This is a genomic window from Mixta hanseatica (assembly GCF_023517775.1).
GTDB lineage: Bacteria > Pseudomonadota > Gammaproteobacteria > Enterobacterales > Enterobacteriaceae > Mixta > Mixta hanseatica.
Genome location: NZ_CP082904.1, coordinates 3,120,336 through 3,146,739, shown reverse-complemented (window position 1 = coordinate 3,146,739; position 26,404 = coordinate 3,120,336). Strand labels below are relative to the sequence as shown.

Sequence of the window (26,404 nt, the reverse complement as noted above, 5' to 3'; positions counted from 1 at the left end):
GAGTCATGCGGGCGGAGGAAGCGCCGCCCGAATACGCCGGCGTGCTTTACGCCTCTTCTTCTATCGTTAGCTTCCAGCCGGAAACATCCTGCCAGTAAACCTGCTCACGCTCTAAATCGAGCTGGACCAGGGTGTTCTGGCTGAAATAGCCGGCCGGGAAGCGCAGCGTCCAGTGCCCCTCGTCGGTGGTCAAGGTTAGCTTGTCCGGACGATTGGTCGCCTGGCGCTGATTATTTAGCAGCGTGCCAAGACGCAGCAGAAACACCAGCGGCAGGATCTGTTTCTTTTTAAACAGGGTAAACCGCGGCAGATCGTCGCTCTTGATCGCTTTACGGTGGTAGCGTACCAGCGTCGCCAGCAGCAGCTGTTGATCCTGATTAAATCCCGGCAGGTTGGTGTTTTGCAGGATATAAGCAGAGTGACGCTGCATACCGCTGTGGTTGATGGTTAAACCCACCTCATGCAGCAATGCCGCCCACTGCAGCAGCGAAGCCAGCTGAGGATTGGCCAGGCGCGGATTTTGATCGCGCCACTGCTGCCAAAGCTCATCCGTGGTTTCCAGCACGCGTCGCGCCTGATCGCTGTCGATATTGTAATGATTGGCCAGGCTTTGCGCGGTACGACTGCGGATATCCTGATGACGGAAGCGGCCTTCCATTTCATACAGCACCCCTTCGCGCAGGGCGCCGTCGGACAGACGCAGCTCGCGGATCGCCAGCGCATCGAATACGCCGCACAGGATCGCCAGCCCCGGCACGAATACTGCTTTGCGCTCTTCCGACAGGCCCGGCAGGCTCAGCGCGGCGAAGGATTTATGTTTCATGACTTCGTCATAGAGCCTATCCAGCCGTTCTGGCGTAATCTGTTTTTCTTTTTCGCCCATCGCCTGTAGCACTTCACAGGCCGCCTTGATGGTGCCGGAGGCGCCCAGCGCGTACTGCCAGCCGAGCAGCCGGTATTGCCAGGCCAGCGTTTCCAGTTTTTGCGCTGCGGCCAGACGCGCCCGACGGAAGTTTTCCTGATTAATCACGCCGCCAGGAAAATAGAGGTTCGCGAAGCTGACGCAGCCCATGCGGCGGCTTTCCACCAGCTTAGGCTCAAAATCCTCGCCGATCACCAGCTCGGTGGAGCCGCCGCCGATATCGATTACCAGCTTGCGACCTTTTTCCGGTTGCGTATGCTCAACGCCCATAAAAATCAGGCGCGCCTCTTCGTGGCCGGAGATCACTTCGATCGGGTAGGGGATAACCTCTGCCGCGCGCCGCAGAAAATCTTCGGCGTTGATCGCCTGGCGTAGCGTATGGGTGCCGACAATCGTCACGTTCGAAGCGCTGAAGCCCTGCAGACGCTCGGCAAACAGCGCCAGGCAGCTAAGCCCGCGCTGGATAGCCTCTTCGCTCAGCACGTTATCCGCGCCCAGTCCGTCCGCCAGATGCACGCGCTGTTTCAGACGACCCAGCACCTGCATCGCGCCATCCACTACGCGGGCAATGACCATATGAAAGCTATTGGAACCAAGGTCAATAGCGGCAAACTCTTGCGGTCGGGGCATATTTTTATGGGATATCGGCATAGTGAATTATTCAGGTTGTTCCAGAGATTTGATGTAATCGTAAATGGCCTGCTGCGACCGTACCTTACGGCGGTTTCCTCGCGGTACATAACGGTTACTCAGTTCTTTATCAATAATGCGGGCTTTTACAGTATCACTGAACAGGATGGCAATAATATCCAGTACGCGCTGTTTCAGAACAGGATCAAGGATCGCCACCGCCACTTCGATACGATAATCGATATTACGGGTCATCCAGTCGGCGGAAGAAAGAAAGACTTTTTTATCGCCGCCATTATCAAAAATATAAACCCGATCGTGCTCCAGATAGCGGTCAACGATGCTAATCACGCGGATATTATCGCTGATCCCGTCAAGATTAGGAATCAACGAACACATGCCGCGCACCAGCAGATTCACCTTCACGCCGACGCTGGAGGCGGTATACAAACGATCTACCAAACCTTTGTCGACCAGGTTATTCACTTTCAGCGTAATCCCGGCCGGAATACCCTGCTGCGCGTTGGCGATCTCTTCATCAATCAGCTGATAAAGCATACGACGCGAGTTCTGCGGCGACACCATCAGATAATCGAAGCTTACCGGGCGATAAGGATTTTCAATAAAGTTGAATACCCGGCGCACCTCGTTGGTGATGCGCGCGTCGGCGGTCAGCAGTGAGTAGTCGGTATAAATGCGCGCGGTTTTTTCGTTGAAGTTACCGGTGCCGATATGCGCATAGCGCACAATCTCGCTGCCCTCGCGACGTGAAATCAGAAACAGCTTGGCATGAATTTTCAGGCCCGGCGCCGAGAAGATGACATGCACGCCCGCTTCCGTCAGACGTTTGGCCCAGTGGATGTTGGCCTCTTCATCAAAACGCGCCTGCAGTTCCACCACCACCGTGACTTTTTTACCGTTATAGGCGGCATGGATCATCGCATCGATAATGCGTGAGTTTTTCGCGACGCGATAGATATTGATTTTAATCGCCAGCACGCTGGGATCGAACGATGCCTGACGCAGCAGCTCCAGCACATGTTCAAAGGTGTGGTAGGGATAATAGAGCAGCACATCATGGTTACGAATGGCATCAAAGCCGTTGCGGAAACCATCGAACCAGATATGCCGCAGCTGCGGCATCGGCTTATTCACCAGGTTGGTTTTGCCGACGTTAGGGAAACTGATGAAATCTTTAAAGTTATGGTAGCGGCCGCCGGGCACGATAGAGTCATAATTAGAGATATTTAGTTTATTGCGCAGCAGTTCAACCATCGCATTAGGCATATCGCGCTGATAAACAAAGCGCACCGGCTCGGCGGTCAGGCGCTGCTTGAGGCTGGAAGACATCAGCTCTAACAGGCTCGATTCCATCTCGGTAACCAGATCGTACTCGGCGTCACGCGTCATTTTCATTGAATAGGCGTTGAGCGCGTCATAGTCGAAAAAGCCTTTAAAGATGTCGTCCAGGCAGTAACGCAAAATATTGTCCAGCAGGATCATCGGTTTGCGACGGCGCGGCGATTCAGCAGGCAGATTAACAAAGCGCGGTACCTTATCCGACGGGATCTCCAGCAGGGCATAGCGGATATCTTCGCCGCGAATAATCTCTACCGCCAGATAGGTGTAGTCATCCTTCAGGAATTCAATCAGATCGGTATCATGGTTAATCAGAATTGGTGTGACGTGCTGGCGCAGTTCATGCTTAAAGTAGTGGCGCAGCCAGCTTTGCTGATTAGGCGACAGCTGCCGCTCGTTAATCAAAAAGATTTGGTTACGCGCCATCTCCAGCAGCAGATCATTATATAAACCATCGAACTCCTGATCGGCGCGCAGAACGCGCTGCTGGATCTTCTTCAGCAAATGACGCGGCGTGCTGGGCGATCCCTGTTCCTCGCCAATCAAAATGCGTCGCTTCAGGTCGGCGAAGCGCACCTTATAAAACTCTTCCAGGTTATTTGAATAAATGCCCAGAAAGCGCATGCGCTCGATCAGCGGGTTGGTTTTATCTGCGGCTTCCTGCAGTACGCGTTCATTAAAGGATAACCAGCTCAGTTCTTTTTCTATGTAAAGCTTTTCCTGACCCATTATGGCTCCGTTGTGCTGATTTGAGACGAGGGTATCCATTTTCCAACTTCATTATGGCGAGAGTATGGCAGCAATGTCTCACCTCAATGGTTGTCATATCAGAGAGCTACGGGCAACATAGCGGCTTCAATGAGAGGAATCTGCAAGCACGATGATCGATAATCATATCCCCGTCAACTACAGCAACCGTACCCGGCGTTATGTTGACCGCCTGACCGCGCGCGCCATCGGCGCCTGTGGCGTCAGCGTGCTGCTGGTCATGATGCTGCTGTTTGTCTGGCTGCTGTGGGTGGTGATGCCGCTGTTTGCCACGCCTTCCATGCAGGCGGGGCCGCTACAGCCCGCGCTTTCAACTCAGCCTGCCGTCGCGCTGGGCGTTAACCAGGGCTGGGGCTGGCGTATCGATAGTCAGGGCGAAGGCCGTTTCTTTCCGTTGAACGGCGCTGCGCCTGAGCCGCCGCTGCAGCTGGCACGCGGTCCGGTGATCGGCGCGGCGACCGCCGATAACAGCAGCCTACTGCTGTTGCAGCCCGATGGCAATTTCCGACTGGTCCAACCTGATTTTAGCGCAGCGGATGCACAGCCGCGCTGGAAATTTCCTTTAGGCGATGGCGCGTTTGACGGCGGCAGCGGCGGGTTTACGCTGGCGGCGCTGGCCCCCAGCGGCGACAGAGAGTGGCTGGCGGCGTTAAGCGATGGGCAGCATATTCGGCTGCTGCGCCTGGCGGCCGGGCGGCCGATGCAAAGCGATATGCTGGCCAGCGGGCCGGTCAGCCAGCTGCTGCTGGCGCCTGACGGTAAGCTACTGTTCGCCAGCAGCGAGCGCAGCTTACGGGTCTGGCAGATCAACGGTCAGCAGGTCACGCTGCGCGATACGCTGCCGCTGACGCATGCGCCGCGCCAGATGGCCTTGCTGAGCGGCGGACGTTCGCTGCTGCTTGCCGACGATAACGGTATCAGTCAGTGGTTTGATATTGCCGATGAGCGGGGCGTGCATCTGCACCGTATCCGCGATTTTGACGGCGCGCGCGCCGGGCAGCTATTGATTACCGAACCGCAACGCCGGGTGTTCGCTACGCTAAGCGCCGCCGGCGAGCTGCAGATGTTCGCCAGCAAACGGCAGGGCGCTTTCTTTCATCATCCGCTGGGCGAGAACGTGCGCCAGGCGCAGTTCGCGCCACAGGGCGATGGATTACTGATCGAGCGCGCCGACGGCTGGCAATATTGGCGTATCGACAATCCCTGGCCCGATATCAGCCTGCGCAACCTGTGGCAAAAAGTCTGGTATGAAAACTATCCACAGCCGGACTGGGTCTGGCAATCGACGGCGGTCGACGATCCGTATCAGGCGAAATTCAGCCTGGTGCCGATGGTCACCGGTACGCTGAAGGCTGCCGCGTTGGCGATGCTGTTTGCCACGCCGCTGGCGCTGGCCGCCGCCATTTATACCGCCTGGTTTATGTCGCCGGCGCTACGCCGCTGGATTAAACCGGCAATGGAGATGATGGGCGCCTTGCCCAGCGTGGTGATCGGCCTGTTTGCCAGCCTGTGGCTGGCGCCGCAGATTGCCGCCCGGCTTTCTGGCGTGCTGCTGCTGCCCGTCGTTCTGACGGTGACGCTGCTGCTATGCGGGCCGCTGCTGAAGCGCCTGCCGTCGCGCTGGCGTGCGGGGCTGGATGCGCCGGGGCGCGAGGTTTGGCTGCTGGTGCCGCTGCTGTTGCTGGTTAGCGCGCTCTGTCTGTGGCTGATGCCGCTGACCGACAGCGCGCTGTGGGGCCAGCCGCTGGCGTCGCTGCTGCCGGGCGGCTACGAGCAGCGCAATCTGTTGATCGCCGCGCTGGCGATGGGTTTTGCGCTGGTGCCGCTGATATTTACCCTGGCGGAGGATGCTATTTTTAGCGTGCCGGCTGCGCTGGGGCAGGGATCGTTGGCATTGGGCGCCACGGCATGGCAAACCCTGTCGCGCGTGATTTTACCCAGCGCCGCCTCCGGGATTTTTGCCGCATTGATGATCGGTTTTGGCCGAGCGGTAGGAGAAACGATGATTGTACTGATGGCTACAGGCAATACACCGGTTAGCGAAGGCGGCCTGTTTCACGGCGTACGCGCGCTTTCCGCCAATATAGCCGTTGAGATGCCGGAGGCGGCGGCAGGCAGCGCCCACTATCGCATTCTGTTTCTTAGCGCGCTGGTGCTGTTGGTGTTTACGCTGGTGCTGAATACGCTGGCGGAAGTGGTACGCCAGAATTTACGTCATCGCTATGGTCAGCATGAGGGGCAGGGATGAGCGCGCTAAAGCAAAACGATCGCTGGCGCTGGCTCACGGCTGGAGCGGTAACCTTTAGCCTGCTGGCGTTTCTGCTGTTATTGCTGCTGCTGGCCTGGCAGGGGCTGCGCCATTTTTGGCCGCAGCCGGTGACGCTGTTTACGCTGGCGCAACCTGCCGCCGGCGAGGCGCAGCTGCTGGGGGAAGTGGTCAGCTCACAGACCCTGCCGCGCCAACAGCTGATCGATGCCGGCGTGCCGCAGGCGCAGCAGCTGCCGTCGCAGGTCACGCGCTACTTAATCAAAACCGGCAACCGCGACGTTGCCGTCTCCGATTTCCGCACGCTGCTGGAAAGCGATATTCAGCGCCGCGAGCAGCCGCCGGGCATACTGGTGCTGCAGCGACGGAAGGGCGGCGATGCGCTGGGCTGGTTTGCCGGATTGTATGAAAATCAGCAGCCGCTTACGGCGCAGAATATGCAACACGCTCTGCAGGAGCGCCTGCAGCAAACTCACCAACTGCTGGAGCAGGCCGAGCGCATCCGCCGCACCGAGATGGCGCATATCACGGCACAGCTCGAGGCGCTGGAAGTGGAAGCCTTAGAGCTGCAGGCCAGCGGCCGTGAAAACGAGCAGGAAAGGTCAATGCTGATGGCGAATCGCAGCGAACTCCAGCGGCAGTTTGTGGCGCAGGCGGAGCGCCGCGCCTCGCTGCTGCAGGAGAGCGCGCGTAATGCGCTGATGCTGCGCGACGTCAACGGACAGCTGCACCGCATCCCGCTGGCGCAGATCCGCGATGCCTGGTATCCCAACGCCATGACGCTGGCGCAGAAATGGCAGCATTTTTTACAACAGCTGTGGCATTTCGTCGCCGATTCGCCGGATGCGTCTCCGGGCGAGGGCGGTGCTTTCCCGGCCATTTTCGGCACCGTGCTGATGGTGCTGCTAATGTCGGTGGTGGTGATGCCGCTGGGCGTGGTGGCCGCCGTCTGGCTGCATGAATATGCCGGACAACATGCGTTAACCCGGCTGGTACGTATTGCGGTGGTTAACCTGGCGGGCGTGCCGTCGATTGTGTATGGGGTGTTTGGCCTGGGGTTTTACGTCTGGCTAATTGGCGGCACCCTTGATCAGCTGTTTTATGCCGCGTCGCTGCCTAACCCGACCTTTGGCACCCCTGGCCTGCTTTGGGCGTCGCTCACGCTGGCGCTGCTGACGCTGCCGGTAGTGATTGTCGCCACCGAAGAAGGGCTGTCGCGCATTCCCGCCAGCCTGCGGTACGGCTCGCTGGCGCTGGGGGCCACCCGGGCGGAAACGTTATGGCATGTTACCCTGCCGCTGGCGCTGCCCGCCATGCTGACTGGGTTAATTTTGGCCGTGGCGCGCGCGGCGGGGGAAACGGCGCCGCTAATGCTGGTAGGGGTGGTGAAAATGGCCCCGGAGCTGCCGGTAGACGGCGTTTTCCCTTACCTGCATCTCGATCGTAAATTTATGCATCTTGGCTTTCAGATTTACGACCTGGCGTTTCAAAGCCCTAACGCCGAGGCCGATCGCCCGGTGGTATACGCTACGGCGCTGCTGCTGGTGTGCATTATTCTTGGCTTGAATCTTACGGCGATGGCCTTACGCCATCGTCTGCGCGAGCGTTATCGCTCGCTGGTGCAATAATGGTGAGGACCATGACGGCTGAAATCGACACCGCGCTAACCGTGAATAATCTTTCTCTCTGGTATGGCGATAAACAGGCGCTGGATGCGATCAACCTGCAGATCCCGAAAAATCGCATTACCGCGCTTATCGGCCCGTCCGGCTGCGGAAAATCTACCCTGCTGCGCTGCTTTAACCGTATGAACGATGTGATCGATAACTGCCGCGTTGAAGGCGAGGTGATGCTCGATCGGCGCAATATCCTCGAGCGCGGCGGCGATCTTTCGGCGCTGCGTCGTCGCGTCGGCATGGTTTTTCAGCGGCCCAATCCGTTTCCAAAATCGATTTATGAAAATGTGGTTTACGGGCTGCGTCTACAGGGCGTACGCGATCGGCGCATTTTAAACGAAGCGGTAGAGCGGGCGTTGCGCGCGGCGGCGCTGTGGCCGGAGGTAAAAGATAGCCTGCGGCAAAACGCGCTGACGCTTTCCAGCGGCCAGCAACAACGGCTGGTGATTGCGCGCGCCATTGCTATCGAGCCGGAAGTGCTGCTGCTGGATGAGCCAACCTCGGCGCTGGACCCGATCTCCACGCTGGTAATTGAAGAGCTGATGACCACGCTGAAGCAGCATTTCACCCTGCTTCTGGTAACACATAATATGCAGCAGGCGGCGCGCGTCTCTGACTATACCGCATTTATGCATCAGGGAAGGGTGGTGGAGTTTGCTGATACCGATACGCTGTTTACCACGCCGCGGCAACGACGTACGGAAGATTATATTACCGGACGCTTTGGCTGAAAAAGCGCAGAGCCAGCAGGCTGGCTCTGAATTAGGGTTTATTCGTTTAACGCCGGCAACGCTTAATCGCCCGCGTAGCCCTGCGGCGGAAGCGGGTTGCCATCAAGCCAGGCGGCGTTATCACGCATCATCAGCCGGCCCGCAACGAACCAGCTAATCACCAGCGGATAAATCGCATGTTCCTGATGCTGCACGCGTGCGATCACCTCTTCTTCGCTGTCGCCGCCAAATACCGGTACCCGGGCCTGTAAGATCACCGGGCCGCCATCCAGCTGGTCGGTCACAAAATGCACCGAGGTGCCATGTTCGCGGTCGCCGTTGGCGATCGCCTGACGGTGGGTGTGCAGCCCCGGATATTTCGGCAGCAGAGAAGGATGAATATTCAGCAGGCGATCGTGATAATGCGCGACAAAGGCCGGGCTAAGAATACGCATATAGCCCGCCAGCACCACCAAATCGGGCGCGCAGGCGTCGATCTCGCGCATAAGCTGGCGATCAAACGCCTCGCGGCTTTCATAATCGGACGCGGAAAGCGCATGGGCGGCAACGCCCGCACTGCGGGCGCGCTCAAGGCCAAACGCGTCGGCCTTATTGCTGAACACCGCCGCCACACTGGCGTTGATGCGGCCCTGCTGACAGGCATCGAGAATCGCCTGCAGATTGCTGCCGCTACCCGATATCAGCACGACCAACCGCTTCATTTGATAACCACACGCTCTTCTGCGTCAGAGGCATTAATTACGCCGATTTTCCACGCCTGCTCGCCTGCGGCATTCATCAGTTCAACCGCTTTATCTGCTTCGGCGGCGCTGACGGCGATCACCATGCCGACGCCGCAGTTAAAGGTGCGGTACATTTCATGGCGGCTAACGTTGCCCGCCTGCTGCAGCCAGCCAAAGACTGCCGGCCACTGCCAGCTGGCTTCATCGATAACCGCCTGGGTATTTTCCGGCAGCACGCGCGGAATATTTTCCCAGAAGCCGCCGCCGGTGAGATGGGCGATAGCGTGCACATCGATCTGCTCAATCAGGCTGAGGATATTTTTAACGTAGATACGCGTCGGGGCCAGCAGATGATCGGCCAGCGGCTGGCCGTCGAGCTGCTCGCTTAACGGGTCGGTCTGGCTGACTTCCAGAATTTTACGCACCAGAGAATAGCCGTTAGAGTGCGGGCCGCTGGAGGCGAGGGCGATCAGCACGTCGCCATCCTGTACTTTACTGCCGTCAATGATTTCTGACTTTTCCACCACGCCGACGCAGAAGCCAGCCACGTCGTAATCTTCGCCGTGATACATCCCCGGCATCTCTGCGGTTTCACCGCCTACCAGCGCGCAGCCCGACTGTAAGCACCCTTCGGCGATGCCGCCAATCACGGCGGAAGCGGTATCGACATCCAGCTTGCCGGTGGCGTAGTAATCCAGGAAGAAGAGCGGCTCTGCGCCCTGAACCACCAAATCGTTAACGCACATGGCGACCAGATCGATGCCGATGGTATCATGGCGCTGCAGATCCATCGCCAGACGCAGCTTGGTGCCGACGCCGTCGGTGCCGGAAACCAGCACCGGCTCGCGATACTTTTGCGGCAGCGCACAGAGCGCGCCGAAACCGCCGAGGCCGCCCATCACTTCCGGACGACGGGTTTGTTTCACCACGCCTTTAATACGATCGACTAACGCGTTGCCTGCATCAATATCAACGCCGGCGTCTTTATAGCTGAGAGAGGTCTTGTCGGTCACTGCGGAATCCCCACGCGGTTTTGCGGTTTGAATTAAAGCGCGGCAATTCTAACAGCGCAGGCAAACGTTTGCGAGGCCAGTGTTGCAGATTATTTATTTTCGATGATGCTTGATCCAGCCGCCGCCTTTTACGCTTTATTGCCTGATTGCATATGGCGCGGCAGACAAAAGGCGGTATAATCCGGCGATTTTTTTTTCCGCTCAACACTCCGGGAGTACAACAATGAAGATCGTGGAAGTCAAACACCCGCTCGTCAAACATAAACTGGGCCTGATGCGTGAGCAAGACATTAGCACCAAGCGCTTTCGCGAACTGGCATCTGAAGTGGGAAGTTTGCTGACCTACGAAGCCACTGCCGATCTGGAAACTGAAAAAGTCACCATTGAAGGCTGGAATGGTCCGGTAGAAATTGACCAGATCAAAGGCAAGAAAATCACCGTTGTCCCGATTCTGCGTGCCGGTCTCGGTATGATGGAAGGGGTGCTGGAGCATGTGCCAAGCGCGCGTATCAGCGTGGTGGGCGTTTACCGTGATGAAGAGACACTGGAGCCGGTCCCTTATTTCCAGAAGCTGGTTTCCAATATCGAAGAGCGCATGGCGCTGGTAGTGGACCCGATGCTGGCCACCGGCGGCTCGATGATCGCCACCATTGATCTGCTGAAGAAAGCGGGCTGTAACTCCATCAAGGTGCTGGTGCTGGTCGCCGCGCCGGAAGGCATTGCCGCGCTGGAAAAGGCGCATCCGGATGTTGAACTCTATACCGCCTCCATCGATCACGGCCTGAACGAGAAAGGTTACATCATCCCCGGTCTTGGCGACGCGGGTGATAAGATTTTCGGAACCAAATAATTATTCAGCCGACCGCAGAGTCGGCTTTTTTTTGCCAAAAACAGCCCAAGGGGATACTCCATGACTCGTCGCGCGATTGGCGTTAGCGAACGTCCACCGCTACTGCAAACGATTCCGCTCAGTTTTCAGCATCTGTTCGCCATGTTCGGCGCGACGGTGCTGGTGCCGATTCTGTTTCATATCAATCCGGCAACGGTGCTGTTGTTTAACGGCATCGGCACCTTACTCTATCTATTTATCTGTAAGGGTAAAATCCCTGCCTATTTAGGTTCCAGCTTCGCCTTTATTTCGCCGGTGTTGCTGTTGCTGCCTCTGGGCTATGAGGTGGCGCTGGGCGGCTTTATTCTGTGCGGCGTGCTGTTTTGTCTGGTGGCGCTGATTGTGAAAAAAGCGGGCACCGGCTGGCTGGATGTGATGTTCCCACCGGCGGCGATGGGCGCGATTGTCGCGGTTATCGGGCTGGAACTGGCGGGCGTCGCAGCGAATATGGCCGGCCTGCTGCCTGCCAGCGGCGCGACGGTAGATGGTACCGCGGTGACCGTTTCCCTGGTGACGCTGGCGGTAACCGTGTTTGGTTCGGTACTGTTTCGCGGTTTTATGGCGATCATCCCTATTCTGATCGGCGTGCTGGCGGGCTATCTGCTTTCCTGGGCGATGGGCATCGTCGACTGGAGCGGAGTGGCGGCCGCGCCGTGGTTCGCGCTGCCGACGTTTTATACGCCGCGCTTTGAATGGTATGCGATGTTAACGATCCTGCCGGCCGCGCTGGTGGTGATTGCCGAACATGTCGGGCATCTGGTGGTGACGGCGAATATCGTCAAAAAGGATCTGATCCGCGATCCTGGCCTGCATCGTTCGATGTTCGCCAACGGCTTCTCGACCATTATTTCTGGCCTGTTCGGTTCAACGCCGAATACCACCTACGGCGAAAATATCGGCGTGATGGCGATTACCCGCGTTTACAGTACCTGGGTGATTGGCGGCGCGGCGATTATTGCTATTTTGCTCTCCTGCGTCGGTAAGCTGGCGGCGGCTATTCAGGCGATTCCGGTACCGGTGATGGGCGGGGTTTCGCTGCTGCTGTATGGCGTGATCGGCGCATCCGGTATTCGCGTGCTGATTGAATCAAAAGTAGACTATAATAAGGCGCAGAATCTGATCCTGACCTCGGTGATTTTGATTATCGGCGTGAGCGGAGCCAAGGTGCATATCGGCGCGGCAGAGCTGAAAGGCATGGCGCTGGCGACGCTGGTAGGTGTGGCGCTGAGCCTGATTTTTAAAGTAATTAACGTGCTGCGCCCGGAAGAGGTGATTCTGGACGCGCCGGATAAATCGCAGGAGTAACATCCAGAAGCAAAAGAGGCGCCCCAGGGCGCCTTTTTTATCGCTGCCGGGCGGCTCAGGCGGCCCCGGAACGGAACGGGGCAGCGCAGCGCTGCGATTTCATTTCGCCTGATAAGATGTGTTAAACTACCGCGGTTTTTAGCCCGTTCACGCTTGAGGTGCTTCTGAACACGCCGGCACAACTTTCACTGCCACTCTATTTACCGGATGATGAAACCTTCGCCAGTTTCTGGCCGGGAGAAAATCCGTCCCTGCTGGCTGCACTCAAAGGCGCATTAGCGCAGGAACATGGCAGTTATCTCTATTTCTGGTCACGTCAGGGCGGGGGGCGCAGCCATTTGCTGCATGCGGCCTGCGCTGAAATGTCGACGCGCGGCGATGCCGTCGGCTATGTTCCGCTGGATAAACGGACCTGGTTCGTACCGGAAGTGCTGGATGGCATGGAACAGCTCTCGCTGGTCTGCATTGACAATATTGAATGTATTGCCGGTGAGGAAGAGTGGGAAATGGCCATCTTCGATCTTTACAACCGCATTCTGGAAACCGGAAAAACGCGGCTGTTGATCACCGGCGATCGTCCCCCGCGCCAGCTTAACCTTAAGCTGCCCGATCTCGCTTCACGCCTCGACTGGGGGCAAATCTATAAGCTACAGCCGCTATCGGATGAGGATAAGCTACAGGCGCTGCAGCTGCGTGCCAGCCTGCGTGGCTTCGAGCTGCCGGAAGACGTTGGCCGATTCCTGCTGAAACGCCTGGATCGTGAGATGCGTACGCTGTTTACCACCCTGGATCGTCTCGATCGCGCCTCGATTAGCGCCCAGCGTAAGTTAACCATTCCATTTGTGAAGGAAATCCTCGCGCTGTAGGCCGATTACCGTCCTTTCTGATATTGACGGAAGCGTAGCTGCAGCTGACGAAGCTGATCGATGCGTGCGTCATAGCGCGCCTGCGTCAGGCTGCCTAACGCCACCTGAGCGCTGGCGCTGCTCAGGGTGGTAATCGCCTGATCTAACTGCCCGGTCAGCGCCAGCCCTTCCGCGCGCGCCGACAGCTCCTCATCACGCCGGTTTTGCGCCGCCGCGGCCTGCGCCAACAGATCCCAACCGTTAGTATCATCAGGATGCGCCCAGGTATAGCGATTCAGGATACGGCTGGCCGCAGCGGGCTGTTTGGCTTCCAGCAACGCATTGGCCAGATTGAGCTGTAACACCGGGTCGCTGCCGCTGGCCTTCTGCGCCGTCAGGCGTTTCACCGCGCTTTGCGGCTGATTCAGCCCCAGATCGATATCGGTCATGATATCCAGGTACCAGACGTTGGTGGGATCTTTTGCCAGCAGCGGTTCGATGATCTTTTTCGCATTGGCGAAGCTTTTCGCTTCAAGGAACAGCAGCGCTCTGCCGTACTGCGCGGCCTGCTGCTGGCGCGCATTGCCCTTCGACCACTCATCAAGCAAATCTTCCCCCAGCTGGTTCTGTCCGGTGGCATACATGCCCAGCGCGCGCGCTTTCGCCATATAGTAATCCTGCGAAGCGTGCACCACCATTGGCCGCATTTGATTGGCTCGGTTACGGGCGTCGGCCAGACGACTGTCCGGCAGCGGGTGGGTCAGCAAAATTTCCGGCGGCTTAAAGGCGAAACGCGACTGGTCCGCCAGTTTCTGTAAAAAGGTGGGCATCGCCTGCGGATCAAAACCGGCGCGCTGCAAAACCTGAATGCCGATGCGATCTGCTTCCTGTTCATTATTCTGCGTAAAGGAAATAACGCCCTGCCGGGTACCGGCCAGCGTACCGGCTAAACCTGCCATGCCCGCCTGTGGATTAGCCATTGCCAGCAGAATCGAGCCGAGCGCGCCAACCCAAGTGAGCGGAGCATTGCGCTGCTGCTCTTCCATAGCACGCGCCAGATGACGTTGGGTAACGTGCGAAATTTCATGGGCCAGCACCGACGCCAGCTGACTTTCATCGTCGCTGGCGCGGAACAGGGCAGAGTGCAGCACTACGTTGCCGCCAAAAAAGGCGAAGGCGTTTATCTCATCATTACGGATCAGGTAGAAATGAAAGGGAGTACGTACCGAATTCGCGTGGGCAACCAGACGCAGCCCAAGTTGATTAATGTACTGGTTAAGCAGGGGATCGTTGATCAATGGCGCGCTGGCGCGCAGCTGGCGCACATAAAAATCGCCCATCTGCAGTTCCTGATTAATCGATAAGGTGCCGCCTGCGGTCGTACCAATATCGGGAAGCGTATCAGCAACGTCGGCCTGGGAAGAGAGCACGTTGCCAGCCAGCAGCGTGATGCAGAGTGAAGCGATCACATTTTTCTTCAAGCGATTAAACATACTTCTTCCCCAGGGCAAAGAGTAACGTTTCGACCGATCCCGGTCCTGATAGTTCAGACGCCAGCGCAACAGCGGCGCTCAGGCCGCTATCTTAGCGAGGTAAACTGCATAATGAAATGGCTGTTTAAGCCTTATGATATAAGGGAAAAACCGTCAGCCGGGGCAGGGTGAAAGTTCAAAGTTGTGTAAACTTATTCAGAGAAATTGAAAGTGGCACAGGTTTTGATTAAGCATGTTCTGAAAATTATTGATCGGGCGCACAGCCTTTTTATTACAATCGTTAGAAATATTTTCACGCGGCTGGAAAATAAGCGCGGCTATCAATTTTTAACTGGTATACCAATTTGGCTTTTTTTTATGGCGATGGATGAGATTAAGCGCCACGCTTTAATAAAGAATATAACCTTCTTGCCTTTAATTTCACTATTACTGCTGTTTTATACTGGCTCTGGCCTTGGCTATTGTCGGGTAAGTTTATTCTTAATTTAAAGCGCCGATGCTAAAAAGAGAGCAATCCACGAAAAATAAAGAAATTTTCGATGGTTTACTGGCGTTATCTTCGCGCAAAGAAACCACAGCGATAATGCCGCTGCGTAACCTGTATTTCACTAATAACACTCTGTGATATAGATAAAAAAGGCCGCCAGGAAATAGAGATGCCGTTTCCCTCCTGGCGCCGCTGAATATCCATCGGAGAGCAGTAAAATGCGTTGTGCAGTAACCGGATTTTTGTTGGCTTCTTTGCCTGGAACAGGCGGTGCGGGACATTATTTAGCGACAGGTTTCAGCAATAAAATGGTATGGCAAATAACCCCCGGTAAGCGATCGCGGGTGTCAGTTGGATCAGATATTTCTTATTCCATTGTACAGCGTCCACTTGCCTGAAAAGCGGGAAAAGTTTCTGCAGCCAATATAATACGTTCAGTTTTTCTATGACTAACATCCTCTCTTAAAGGAGTGCTTTTTTATGCGTCCCGTAACTTATATCGTCGTGGCGGCTTTGGCCGGTTTTGTCGGCGGTAATGTGCTTCAGGCACCACAGCTCTATGACAAAGTCACTAACCATATCGCGAACAGCAAAAGCGAGCCGGAAGGCTTCTGGTCAACGCCAGCTATCGCTAACTATGGGAAAATTCATTACGTCGATACGCCCGCTTATAATCCGCGTAACGATGCTAACCTCAGCAATAAAATTGTTTTTCAGCTTAATAAAAACGAGGGCGATATTAAAGATCCGCATCTGGGCCTGGAGCGTGTCGCGCGCGTGGTGAATCTTTACTATGCGGCCGGCATTCCATTGAATAAGCTCGACTTTGTGGTATCCATGAACGGCGATGCCGTGGTTGCCGGGCTGAATAATGAAGAATTCCATAAAGCTTACGGGATCGATAATCCTAATCTGAAGTTAATTAGCGAGCTGGAAAAGGCGGGCGTAAAAGTCACCGTTTGCGATCAGTCGGTTGCTTTCCATCATATCGCTCGCGAGTGGATTGATAAATCGGTGACCCACACTATTTCCAGCGGCACCACCGTTGCCACGCTGCAAAATCAGGGCTATGCGCTGTTAATGCTCTGATTAGCCGCTTATACGCTTTTTAGCACCTGATTAATAATGACACTGCCGCTGGCAGTGTCATTTTTTGCATTATTACTCATGACGTTATTCATTCCTGTCCCACCATCGGTCATTCCTTGTCTAAGAAAAATCCTAAGAAAATGCCCTGAGGCGTTTTTCTGCCTGCTCAATCCATGTACAATTGAGACGTGCATCTCACCAGGGCACTTATCGCACTTCCTATATTGATAAAAAAAAGCACCACAAGGCGCATAAAAAATGATGAAGATATTGGAGACAAATCCATGTTGAGGCTGTTACGGCCGAAAACGGATTTGCGGACGCTTATTACTCTGCTGGCGGTAGCCAGTATCGTTATTGCCCTCGCTAATTCCTTGTACGCAGCCTGGCGCGTTCAGCGTGAAATATTGATTTCCAATACGCTGGAGGCGAACCGGGTTTATGCCGCCAAGCTGGCGGCTACCACCGGACAGTTTTTTCAGCAGGCGCAGTCGCAGCTGGCCTGGACAGCTGGCGCGATTGGCGCTCGCTTCGATGATGATGCGCTGCTACAGACGGAAGTCGAGCGCCTGCGGCAGCAAACCAATAGCTTTAACTCAGTAGTGATTGTGGATGCCGGCGGCTGGGTGCGGGCAATTTCACCTGAGTCGATGATGCTGAAGGGCGTGCAGCTGCATACCGACAGCGCGCGTGAGGCGCTATCGCGGCGGACCGCGCTGATAGGACAGCCCAGCATCTCGGCGGCGAATAACCTGCTGGTATTTGTTTCCCGTCCTGTCTGGTCTGCAAGCGGCAGCTATCTGGGTTACGTTGGCGGCACTATTTACCTGAAGCGCAAAAGTGTTCTGAATGAGCTGCTGCTTAGCCAGTTCTACCGTGACGGCACGCAGCTTTACGTGCTGGATCGGGAGAACCGCGTGCTTTACCACCAGAACGGTCAACTGGTTGGCAAAAAAATTGCGCCGCTGTTGCCTCAGAGCGCGACCTCTTACGCCAGCAGCGGCTATCAGGAAATCAACAATGAGCAGAGCGTGCCGGTGCTGGCGGGCTACGCGCGCGTGCCCGACTCCGACTGGACCATTTTTGTACTGAAGCCAACCCGCATTACGCTGGCGCCGCTCAGCAACCTGCTGTTTCAGGTGATACAGCGTTCACTGCCGCTGGCGCTGCTAACGCTGGCAGCGGCCTGGCTGCTGGCGCGCCTGATCGCCATGCCGCTGTGGCAGTTGGCGCGTAAGGCCAGCCAGATGGATGCGCAGGATGCCGCTATAGAAATCAACGGCATCCGCTCGTGGTATTTCGAATCATCACAAATTAAGCGGGCGCTGCTTTCCGGTATCGGATTGATGCAGATGAAAATTGGTCAGCTGAAATCAGAAGTACAAACCGATCCGTTGACGCAACTGCTTAACCGCCGTGGCCTGCAGGCAGTGCTGGACTATCTCGCCACCACGCGCCAGCCTTTTGCCGTGCTGGCGCTGGATATCGATCATTTTAAACGGGTCAATGATACCTGGGGACATGACGTCGGCGATCGGGTGATTCAGCGAGTGGCGCAGCAGCTGAAAAACTGCGCGCGGCAAACAGACGTCGCCTGCCGTAGCGGCGGCGAGGAATTTTTAATCATCCTGCCCGGCGCGGATCATGATACAGCGATGATGATGGCGGAGCGGGTGCGTCAGGCGACGCAGCGTCAGACTATCGAGCCGGTTGGCGAGGTGACCCTATCGATTGGCGTCAGCTGTTGGTTAGCGGAGCGCGAAGCGATCGCGCACTGTTTTCGTCGCGCCGATGAGGCGCTTTATAGCGCTAAACGCGCCGGAAGAAACTGCGTGCTTGCCGCCGCCCTCCAGGAGGAGGCTCGGGAGCCGATCTGCGATCGTTAACCGGCTTTATTGCTCGTTACCCGTTGGCTTGCCTCACTCAACCTGGTCACTGACTGAGGCCAGCGCCCGGGGATTGGCTGTGTCGCCGCCTGACTGCAACGCGGATTATTTCGGGTATAGTTCTGTCTTCTGCCGCGCATTTCAGTACAATCGTCAGCCTTGTTGACACAGGGAAGGATAGGCCATGCTGGCACTTCTGATTCAATGGTATCGCCGTCGCTTTAGCGACCCGGAGGCGATTGCCCTGCTGGTAATCTTGCTGGCAGCTTTTTTTATCCTGTTTTTTTTCAGCGATTTGCTGGCGCCGCTGCTGGTGGCGTTGGTCATGGCTTACCTGCTGGAGTGGCCTACGGTGCGTCTGGAGCGCTTAGGCTGCTCCCGTAGTTGGGCCACCACCATTGTGTTGGCGTTCTTTGTCGGCATTCTGCTGCTTTTTGTACTGGTAGTCGCGCCGGTGGCGTGGCAGCAGGGTATCCATTTAATGCGTGATATGCCGAACATGCTGAATAAGCTCTACACCTTTTCCGCCGGGCTGCCGGCGCGTTTTCCGGCGCTGGCCGATGCCGGTATCGTTGATATCGCGATCGAGAATCTGCGCAGCCGCCTGTCGGGGGTAGGGGAATCGGTGTTGAAATATTCGCTGGCCTCGCTGGTGGGGTTGATGACGCTGGCGATCTATCTGGTGCTGGTGCCGCTAATGCTCTTTTTCCTGTTAAAGGATAAGCAGCAGATGCTTAACGCGGTGCGCCGCGTGCTGCCGCGCAACCGCGGCCTGGCAGGGCAGGTCTGGAGCGAGATGAATCAGCAGATCACTAATTATATTCGCGGCAAGGTGCTGGAAATGGTGGTGGTCGGCGTTGCGACCTGGATCGCTTTTCTGGTGCTGGGCATGAATTACGCGCTGTTGCTGTCGGTGCTGGTCGGCCTGTCGGTGCTGATCCCTTATATCGGCGCGCTGGCGGTGACGCTGCCGGTCATCTGCGTTGGGCTGTTTCAATGGGGATTAGGCAGCGATTTCTGGACGATGATGATTGTCTATCTGGTTATCCAGGCGCTGGATGGCAACGTGCTGGTGCCGGTGCTGTTCTCCGAGGCGGTGAACCTGCATCCGTTGGTGATTATCCTGGCGGTGGTGATTTTCGGCGGACTGTGGGGCTTTTGGGGCGTATTTTTCGCTATCCCGCTGGCGACGCTAATCAAAGCGGTAGCGCATGCCTGGCCTGAAGATACTACCGGGGGCGAGTTTCAGTAAGGAGAGTGGTGGCGTCGTTGACGCCACGCGCTTGCTCAGGCTGATTTCAGATACGCCATCACGATATCGTAGTGATTGCTGGTTTTGAAATCATCGAAAACCTTTTCAACGTAGCCGTTGGCATCAATTAAAAAGCTGATGCGGTGTAGGCCGTCATAGGTTTTGCCCATAAAGGTTTTTTCTCCCCAGACGCCAAACTGCTGGCTGACTTCATGATTTTCATCAGAGAGCAGCGTAAAATTTAACAGCTCTTTTTCGGCGAAACGCGACAGCTTTTCCGGCTTATCGGTACTGATACCCAGCACTTCCACGCCCGCCTTTTTAAATTCATCCATATTGTCACGCAGGCCGCACGCCTGAACGGTGCAACCGGGCGTCATCGCTTTGGGATAGAAATAGACCAAAACGCGCTGTCCCTGGAAGTCGGTCAAATTTACTTGTTCGCCATCCTGATCGGGCAAACTAAATTTCGGTGCGATATCACCGGCTTTCAGTGGATTCATCACTAATCTCCATTTTTTCGTCATGCTGCGGATAATTCACCACGCTAATAGTGCCTTGCGCATGAAGTTCTGTACATAGGGCGTGAAACGCCTGTTCGATTAATGTCGCGTCCCGCTGCGCCGGGCTGTGGGCCGTAATTTGAATATAGAGCAAAGGCGGCTGATGTTCTTGCGTTAGCTGAGTGCGCGACACCAGTTCTGCGATATTCATCTGATGCGAATCAAACAGGTCGGTAAAGCGTTCGATAATATGCGGCGAGTCGTTGACTTCCACCTGCACCCAGACGGTTTCCGGCATGGGCGGTCGACGGCTGGCGTTGGTGCGCTTCATCACGATCAGCAGCTCCATTTCAGCGCCCTTCAGCGGCAAGGTGGACTCAATTAAGGTAATCGCATTCCAGCTGCCGGAAAGCAGCATGATAAAGGTAAACTCTTCGCCCAGCATGGCCAAACGGCTATCTTCAATATTACAGCCGCAGCTGCTGACGTGACGGGTAATGGCATTGACGATGCCTGGACGATCGACGCCCAACGCCGTTATGACCAAAAAGTGTTGCGGTGTCTGCGGCAAAATAACGCTTCCTGTGGGATAAGCTGATAAGTATTAGTAATAACCCGTAGGTAAACATAAAAAATACCCTCTGCCAAGCGCTCCCGGCCTCTGGTCGCTTGCTTTTCCCCGCCGGTCAAACGTACCATGAAGTACTTGTTTGTCGAGGGGATGGCCAATGTTCACGGGAAGTATTGTTGCGCTCGTTACGCCAATGGATGACAAAGGTAATGTCTGCCGTACGAGCCTGAAAAAACTGATTGATTATCATGTCGAGAGCGGCACATCCGCCATCGTTTCTGTGGGAACCACCGGCGAATCCGCAACGCTGAGCCATGATGAGCACGGCGATGTGGTCATGATGACGCTTGATATGGCCGACGGCCGCATTCCGGTAATTGCCGGAACCGGCGCCAACGCTACCGCAGAAGGCATCTCTCTGACCAAACGCTTCGAAAACACCGGCGTTATCGGCTGCCTTACCGTAACGCCTTATTACAACCGTCCGACGCAGGAAGGGTTGTACCAGCACTTTAAAACCATTGCGGAAAGTACCGATCTGCCGCAAATGCTGTATAACGTACCGTCGCGTACCGGCTGCGATATGCTGCCCGAAACGGTGGCGCGCCTGGCGAAAATCAAAAATATTATCGGGATCAAAGAGGCGACCGGGAACTTATCCCGCGTCAGCCAGATCCAAGAGCTGGTTGATGATGAGTTCGTGCTGGTCAGCGGCGATGACGCTACCGCACTGGACTTTATGCAGCTGGGCGGTCACGGTGTGATTTCCGTTACGGCGAACATCGCCGCACGTGAAATGACGCAACTGTGTCGGCTGGCGCGCGAGGGCAACTTCGCCGAGGCGCGTCATCTAAACCAGCGCCTGATGCATCTGCATCAGAAATTGTTTGTTGAATCTAATCCTGTTCCGGTGAAATGGGCCGCGAAAAAACTGGGATTAATCGCGACCGATACCCTGCGCCTGCCAATGGTTCCGCTATCCGCGGCGGCGTGTCCGGTTGTGGAGCAGGCGCTGAAAAATGCGGGTCTGCTGTAATTTAGGGAGAGTTAATGGCTTATTCAGTAAAAAAGTCCACGATAGCGACTATCGTTGGGCTATCCACGGCGATGCTGCTGGCAGGTTGTTCCAACGATCAGCGCTATAAGCGCCAGGTCAGCGGAGATGAATCTTACCTGCAGGCGGCTGAGCTGCAGGATTTACGCGCGCCGGCAGGGATGGTTCTGCCGCTGCAAAACGGAGATTACGATGTGCCGCGCGCCAACGCTAACGGCGCGACGGGCAAACAGCTGGATATTCGTCCGCCGGCTCAGCCGCTGGCGCTGATGAACGGCGCGCGCGCGCAGTTTAGCGGCAATACCGGTGTGTTGATGATGGAAAACAGCCGCAGCGGATCGATCTGGTCGCAGGTGGTTAATGTGGTGCAGTCTTACCATTTCCCTATCGCCGCGCGTCAGGATGCCAGCCAGCAGTTGACCACCGACTGGGTTGAGTGGAACCGTGCGGATGAAGATAACCAGTACCGCGGCCGCTATCAGATCAGCGTGCAGCAGCAGGGTTATCAGCAGGCGTTGACGGTAAAACTACTGCAGCTGCAGCAGGCGGGCAACGATGTCACCTCGCCGACGCAGATCCAGCGTTATACCGCACAGATGCTGAACGATATTAGTACTGGCCTGGATAAAATGGAAACCGCCGCGCAGGATGCCGCCGCCAATCGCAGCGCCGCGCAGATTGATGTGCAGAGCGGGGCGGATGAAACCGGCCTGCCGAATCTGATTCTGCGCGCGCCGTTCAACGTCACCTGGCAGCGTCTGCCGGCGGCGCTGAAGCGTATCGGCATGGACGTGACCGACAGCAACCGTTCGCAAGGCAGCATGGCGGTGACCTATAAAGCTCCGGGCGACAGCACCTGGGAGGAAATTGGTGCCAAAGATCCGCAGCTGCCGAATGGCGACTATAAGCTGCAGGTCGGCGATTTAGATAACCGCAGCAGCCTGCAGTTTATCGATCCGAAAGGCCACGTACTCACGCAGTCGCAAAACGACGCGTTGGTGGCGGTCTTCCAGGCAGCCCTTAGCCAGTAACAAAAAAAGGCCGGAAAATTCCGGCCTTTTTTATTGAATTTTGGCATAATGGCGCGCGGCGACGTAAACGATTGCGTCGTACGGTTATGGCCATTCACTATTTACCCAGTTTGGAGTTTATCAAGATGCAAAAGCTAGCTGAGTTGTATCGCGGCAAAGCGAAAACCGTTTACAGCACCGAAAACCCGGATCTGTTGGTACTCGAATTCCGCAATGATACGTCAGCAGGAGACGGTGCGCGTATTGAGCAGTTTGATCGCAAAGGAATGGTAAACAACAAGTTTAACTATTTCATCATGCGTAAGCTGGAAGAAGCCGGTATTCCTACCCAGATGGAAGCGCTGCTCTCTGATAACGAAGCGCTGGTCAAAAAACTGGAGATGGTTCCGGTTGAATGCGTGATCCGTAACCGTGCGGCAGGATCGCTGGTAAAACGTTTGGGTGTGGAAGAGGGCATCATCCTGAATCCCCCGCTGTTCGATCTCTTTTTGAAAGATGACGCCAAACACGATCCGATGGTTAATGAATCCTACTGCGAGACCTTTGGCTGGGTAAATAAAGAGAATCTGGCGCGTATGCGCGAGCTGACCTACAAGGCCAACGAGGTGCTTAGCAAACTGTTTGACGACGCCGGTCTGATCCTGGTGGACTTCAAGCTGGAGTTTGGTCTCTACAAAGGCGAAGTGACGCTGGGCGATGAGTTCTCACCGGACGGCGCTCGCCTGTGGGACAAGCAGACCATGGATAAAATGGATAAAGATCGCTTCCGTCAGAGCCTGGGCGGCGTGATCGAAGCTTATGAAGAAGTGGCGCATCGTCTGGGCGTTAAGCTCGACTAACCTGCCTGCCTGTGGTCGGTGCATACAGGGCGCCGACCCATCTCCTTGCCGTTGCTCCCCTCTGTTTTTCCTTTACCCTGCCATTCCACGCACCGGGGCTGGTTATTCAGCGTTGCCGCGACTAGAATTTGCCGTATTCGCCAGAAAAAATAACAGGGGAAAGTCATGCGTTGGCAAGGGCGTCGCGAAAGCGATAATGTAGAAGATCGTCGGAACCAGTCTCCCACCGTGGGCGCCGGACGCATGCGTATTCCGCGCGGTAAAGGCGGCATTATTCTGCTGGTGGTAGTGATGATTGCCGGTTATTACGGCTATGATTTGACGCCACTGTTAACCGGCGGCGGCTCAGTCACGCAGCAGAGCCATTCGCAGCGCATCAGCCCGCAGGATGATGAGGCGGCGAAGTTTACCTCGGTGATCCTCGCCACCACCGAAGATACCTGGCAAAAACTCTTTACCCAGATGGGTAAACAGTATCAGCCGCCGCATCTGGTGATGTACCGTAACGCGACGCGTACCGGCTGCGGCACCGGGCAATCGGTGATGGGCCCGTTCTATTGCCCGGCCGACGCCACCGTTTATATCGACCTCTCTTTTTATGATGAGCTGAAAAACAAGCTGGGCGCCGACGGCGACTTTGCGCAGGGCTACGTTATCGCGCATGAGGTTGGACATCATGTACAGAAGCTGCTGGGCATCGAACCGAAGGTACGCCAGATGCAGCAGGGCGCGTCGCAAAGCCAGGTGAATCAACTGTCGGTGAAACTGGAGCTACAGGCAGATTGCTTTGCCGGCGTCTGGGGCCATTATATGCAGCAACAGCAGATTCTGGAGCCGGGCGATCTCCAGGAGGCGTTAAACGCGGCCGAAGCGATCGGCGACGATCGGCTACAGCAACAGAGTCAGGGGCGCGTCACCCCCGACAGCTTTACTCACGGCACCTCAGAGCAGCGCTACAGCTGGTTTAAACAAGGCTTTGATTCCGGCGATCCGGGCCGCTGCGATACCTTCGCCGCTGCTAAATAAAGATGCTTTCATCCGTTACCGCTGAGATGCAGCGCACCGGCATCCGGCGGCTGGCGGTGCTCGCCGGCGAGCCTGACTGGTGTTATCAACAGGCGCAGCAATGGCGAGCGGCGCTAACGGGTGACTGGCTTTGCCTGAGTGAGGACCCGCAGCTGCCCAACAGCGTTGCACCTTCAGCGCTGCGCAATCTGTTAGGGCAGGAGTTCCGTCATGCCATCTTTGATGCCCGCCAGGGGTTCCACAGTGAGGCGTTTGCCGCGCTGGCCGGCACCCTTAGCGCCGGCAGCTGGCTGCTATTGCTGACGCCGCCCTGGGATGCCTGGCCGCAGCATCCTGACAGCGATTCGCTGCGCTGGAGCGAAAGCGACGCGCCGATCGCCACTCCCCATTTTGTTGCTCATTTACAGCGCCAGCTTTGCGCCGATCGGCAGCTATTACTGCATCGGCAGCATCAGCCGTGCCGTCAGCCAACGCCTTTAACGTTACCGGACTGGCGGCCCGTCGGCGCGCAGCAGCAGCGGCGCCTGCTGCACCATTTTTTACAGGCGCAGCCGGGCATCTATGTGCTGACCGCCGCCCGCGGGCGCGGAAAGTCGGCGCTGGCCGGTATGTTGATGCAGCATTGGCCGGGACGCTGTCTGGTGACCGCGCCGGCGAAAGTTTCCACTGCCGTGCTGGCCCGTTTCGCGGGTGAACGCTTTGTCTTTATCGCGCCCGATGCGCTGCTGGCCAGCGCTGCGCCGCCGGAGGCGGACTGGCTGATTATCGATGAGGCGGCGGCGATTCCGGCGCCGCTGCTGCAGCGTCTCATCACCCGTTTTCCGCGCGTTTTATTAACCACCACCGTCCAGGGCTATGAAGGCACCGGACGCGGCTTTTTGTTGAAATTCTGCGCCGCGCTGCCACAGGCGCATTTTTACCAGCTGGAGGAGCCGCTACGCTGGCGTCAGGGCGATCCGCTGGAAAGCCGCATCCATGCTGCGCTGATGTTGGATGAAGCAACCGGCGTCGCTAACCGCGCCAGCCCACAGGCGCTAACGATTAGCGCCTGTGGGCGTGATAACGGGCCGCGTCTGCTGGCGCTTTATCAACTGTTAACCAGCGCGCACTATCGCACCACGCCGCTCGATTTACGCCGCCTGATGGATGCGCCGGGTCAGCAGTTTATCGCTGCGGAAAGCGCTTGTGGGGAAGTCAGCGGCGCGGCGTGGCTGGTGGCGGAAGGCGGCCTTACCGCCGCGTTGGCCTGGCAGGTATGGGCCGGGCTGCGGCGCCCGCGCGGCAATCTGGTCGCGCAGTCGCTGGCCGCGCATGCCGGCTTTCCACAGGCGGCGCAGCTGCGCTCACAGCGCATCAGCCGCATCGCCGTCGCGCCAGGCCTGCGTCGTCAGCAGGTAGGCCGTCGGATGATTGACGCTGCACGCGAGCAGGCTCAGGGGCTGGACTATCTTTCGGTAAGCTTTGGTTTTACCGAGGAGCTGTGGCGTTTCTGGCAGCGCTGCGGCTTTACCCTGGCGCGTATCGCCACGCAGCGCGAGGCGAGCAGCGGCTGCTACAGCGCAATGGCTATCTACCCGTTAAGCGAGGCCGGTAAACAATTGAGCCAGCAGGCGGAGCAGCAGCTGGCGCGCGATCTTTACTGGCTACAGCCGTTAATCGATCAGCCGATCCCGCTGACGATCGTCAGCCAGCAGGCGCTGGATGAGGCTGACTGGCTGACGTTGGGCGGTTTTGCTTTTGCCCATCGTTCTTTCGAGGTCAGTCTGCCGGCGCTGGGACGTCTGCTGCTGGTTACGGCGCAAGGAGAAGAGCTGGCACTTTATCGGATGATTATGCAGCGCCAGCCGCCGGCTTCGCTGGCTGCGGCGCTGGGTCTTTCCGGCCGCAAGGCGCTGCTGAGCCACTGGCGTGAAGAGGCGCAGCAGCTGATGCGCCTGCTGGATGCCACACGCTGCGACCGCTTGCGCGACGCGATAGCGCGCAAACTTATCGACGGAAATTAACACGACAGCTGCACAGGTCTTATAGTTAACAGGAGGGGGAAATT

22 protein-coding genes are annotated in these 26,404 nt (G+C 56.7%); 15 read left to right on the top strand and 7 right to left on the bottom strand.

Annotation, left to right across the window (positions count from 1 at the left end):
• Positions 1-46 precede the first annotated feature (46 nt).
• Positions 47-1,573, bottom strand: coding sequence for an exopolyphosphatase (gene ppx / locus K6958_RS14960; RefSeq protein WP_249891873.1), 1,527 nt, complete (start codon positions 1,571-1,573; stop codon positions 47-49).
• Positions 1,574-1,579: 6 nt separating this feature from the next.
• Complete coding sequence (gene ppk1 / locus K6958_RS14955) at positions 1,580-3,640, bottom strand: polyphosphate kinase 1 (RefSeq protein WP_249891872.1); 2,061 nt, start codon at positions 3,638-3,640, stop codon at positions 1,580-1,582.
• 151 nt (positions 3,641-3,791) lie between these two features.
• On the opposite strand from ppk1, the gene K6958_RS14950 reads away from it, so the two are divergent.
• Genes K6958_RS14950 through pstB form a run of 3 tightly spaced genes read left to right on the top strand, consistent with a single transcriptional unit; the run spans position 3,792 to position 8,352 of the window.
• Complete coding sequence (locus tag K6958_RS14950; protein WP_249891871.1) at positions 3,792-5,927, top strand: ABC transporter permease subunit; 2,136 nt, start codon at positions 3,792-3,794, stop codon at positions 5,925-5,927.
• Complete coding sequence (pstA, locus tag K6958_RS14945; RefSeq protein WP_249891870.1) at positions 5,924-7,573, top strand: phosphate ABC transporter permease PstA; 1,650 nt, start codon at positions 5,924-5,926, stop codon at positions 7,571-7,573. Before K6958_RS14950 ends, pstA begins: the two co-directional genes overlap by 4 nt.
• Positions 7,574-7,584: 11 nt before the next feature.
• Complete coding sequence (gene pstB / locus K6958_RS14940; protein WP_434085172.1) at positions 7,585-8,352, top strand: phosphate ABC transporter ATP-binding protein PstB; 768 nt, start codon at positions 7,585-7,587, stop codon at positions 8,350-8,352.
• A gap of 62 nt (positions 8,353-8,414) precedes the next feature.
• On the opposite strand, the gene purN is transcribed toward pstB, so the two are convergent.
• Both purN and purM read right to left on the bottom strand, forming a co-directional pair.
• A complete protein-coding gene (gene purN / locus K6958_RS14935) occupies positions 8,415-9,053 on the bottom strand; it encodes a phosphoribosylglycinamide formyltransferase (protein WP_249891868.1) in 639 nt (212 codons plus the stop codon).
• On the bottom strand, positions 9,050-10,087 hold the full coding sequence (purM, locus tag K6958_RS14930; protein WP_249891867.1) for a phosphoribosylformylglycinamidine cyclo-ligase: 1,038 nt from the start codon (positions 10,085-10,087) through the stop codon (positions 9,050-9,052). Before purM ends, purN begins: the two co-directional genes overlap by 4 nt.
• 223 nt (positions 10,088-10,310) lie before the next feature.
• Here purM and upp point away from each other — a divergent pair, with 223 nt between their 5' ends.
• The 3 genes from upp to hda all read left to right on the top strand — a co-directional run bounded on the left by upp (position 10,311) and on the right by hda (position 13,147).
• Entirely contained in the window at positions 10,311-10,937 is a 627-nt protein-coding gene (gene upp / locus K6958_RS14925; RefSeq protein ID WP_249891866.1) for a uracil phosphoribosyltransferase, read from the top strand.
• Positions 10,938-10,997: 60 nt separating this feature from the next.
• On the top strand, positions 10,998-12,281 hold the full coding sequence (uraA, locus tag K6958_RS14920; protein WP_249891865.1) for a uracil permease: 1,284 nt from the start codon (positions 10,998-11,000) through the stop codon (positions 12,279-12,281).
• Positions 12,282-12,445: 164 nt separating this feature from the next.
• Positions 12,446-13,147 (top strand): DnaA inactivator Hda, encoded by a 702-nt coding sequence (hda, locus tag K6958_RS14915; RefSeq protein WP_249894703.1) that lies wholly within the window; start codon positions 12,446-12,448, stop codon positions 13,145-13,147.
• A 5-nt stretch (positions 13,148-13,152) separates the two neighbouring features.
• Here the strand turns inward: hda and bepA are convergent, their stop codons facing one another.
• The gene (bepA, locus tag K6958_RS14910; protein ID WP_249891864.1) at positions 13,153-14,619 is read right to left on the bottom strand and encodes a beta-barrel assembly-enhancing protease; all 1,467 of its coding nucleotides are present in this window, start codon (positions 14,617-14,619) and stop codon (positions 13,153-13,155) included.
• Between the two features lie 210 nt (positions 14,620-14,829).
• On the opposite strand from bepA, the gene K6958_RS14905 reads away from it, so the two are divergent.
• The 4 genes from K6958_RS14905 (at position 14,830) to K6958_RS14890 (ending at position 19,333) form a co-directional block, all read left to right on the top strand.
• Positions 14,830-15,108: a hypothetical protein gene (locus tag K6958_RS14905; protein WP_249891863.1), complete on the top strand. Its 279-nt coding sequence runs from the start codon at positions 14,830-14,832 to the stop codon at positions 15,106-15,108.
• Positions 15,109-15,586: 478 nt separating this feature from the next.
• Positions 15,587-16,195, top strand: a complete 609-nt coding sequence (locus tag K6958_RS14900) for a DsrE family protein (RefSeq protein ID WP_249891862.1) — start codon at positions 15,587-15,589, stop codon at positions 16,193-16,195.
• Positions 16,196-16,479: 284 nt separating this feature from the next.
• The gene (locus tag K6958_RS14895; RefSeq protein ID WP_249891861.1) at positions 16,480-18,081 is read left to right on the top strand and encodes a sensor domain-containing diguanylate cyclase; all 1,602 of its coding nucleotides are present in this window, start codon (positions 16,480-16,482) and stop codon (positions 18,079-18,081) included.
• A gap of 184 nt (positions 18,082-18,265) precedes the next feature.
• Positions 18,266-19,333, top strand: coding sequence for an AI-2E family transporter (locus K6958_RS14890; protein ID WP_249891860.1), 1,068 nt, complete (start codon positions 18,266-18,268; stop codon positions 19,331-19,333).
• Positions 19,334-19,368: 35 nt separating this feature from the next.
• Here K6958_RS14890 and bcp read toward each other — a convergent pair whose 3' ends face one another.
• Together bcp and K6958_RS14880 are read right to left on the bottom strand one after the other, a co-directional pair.
• Positions 19,369-19,836: a thioredoxin-dependent thiol peroxidase gene (gene bcp / locus K6958_RS14885; protein WP_249891859.1), complete on the bottom strand. Its 468-nt coding sequence runs from the start codon at positions 19,834-19,836 to the stop codon at positions 19,369-19,371.
• Entirely contained in the window at positions 19,814-20,407 is a 594-nt protein-coding gene (locus K6958_RS14880) for a glycine cleavage system transcriptional repressor (protein WP_249891858.1), read from the bottom strand. The genes bcp and K6958_RS14880 overlap by 23 nt, the downstream gene beginning before the upstream one ends.
• Before the next feature lie 157 nt (positions 20,408-20,564).
• Here K6958_RS14880 and dapA point away from each other — a divergent pair, with 157 nt between their 5' ends.
• The 5 genes from dapA to K6958_RS14855 all read left to right on the top strand — a co-directional run bounded on the left by dapA (position 20,565) and on the right by K6958_RS14855 (position 26,360).
• Positions 20,565-21,443, top strand: a complete 879-nt coding sequence (dapA, locus tag K6958_RS14875) for a 4-hydroxy-tetrahydrodipicolinate synthase (RefSeq protein WP_249891857.1) — start codon at positions 20,565-20,567, stop codon at positions 21,441-21,443.
• Positions 21,444-21,457: 14 nt separating this feature from the next.
• A complete protein-coding gene (bamC, locus tag K6958_RS14870) occupies positions 21,458-22,492 on the top strand; it encodes an outer membrane protein assembly factor BamC (protein ID WP_249891856.1) in 1,035 nt (344 codons plus the stop codon).
• Positions 22,493-22,617: 125 nt separating this feature from the next.
• Positions 22,618-23,331: a phosphoribosylaminoimidazolesuccinocarboxamide synthase gene (gene purC / locus K6958_RS14865; RefSeq protein WP_249891855.1), complete on the top strand. Its 714-nt coding sequence runs from the start codon at positions 22,618-22,620 to the stop codon at positions 23,329-23,331.
• Positions 23,332-23,496: 165 nt separating this feature from the next.
• Positions 23,497-24,357 carry a KPN_02809 family neutral zinc metallopeptidase gene (ypfJ, locus tag K6958_RS14860; RefSeq protein ID WP_249891854.1) on the top strand — a complete coding sequence of 287 codons (861 nt, stop codon included), beginning with the start codon at positions 23,497-23,499 and terminating at the stop codon, positions 24,355-24,357.
• Complete coding sequence (locus tag K6958_RS14855) at positions 24,354-26,360, top strand: tRNA(Met) cytidine acetyltransferase TmcA (RefSeq protein ID WP_434085219.1); 2,007 nt, start codon at positions 24,354-24,356, stop codon at positions 26,358-26,360. Before ypfJ ends, K6958_RS14855 begins: the two co-directional genes overlap by 4 nt.
• The last annotated feature ends 44 nt before the right edge of the window (positions 26,361-26,404 follow it).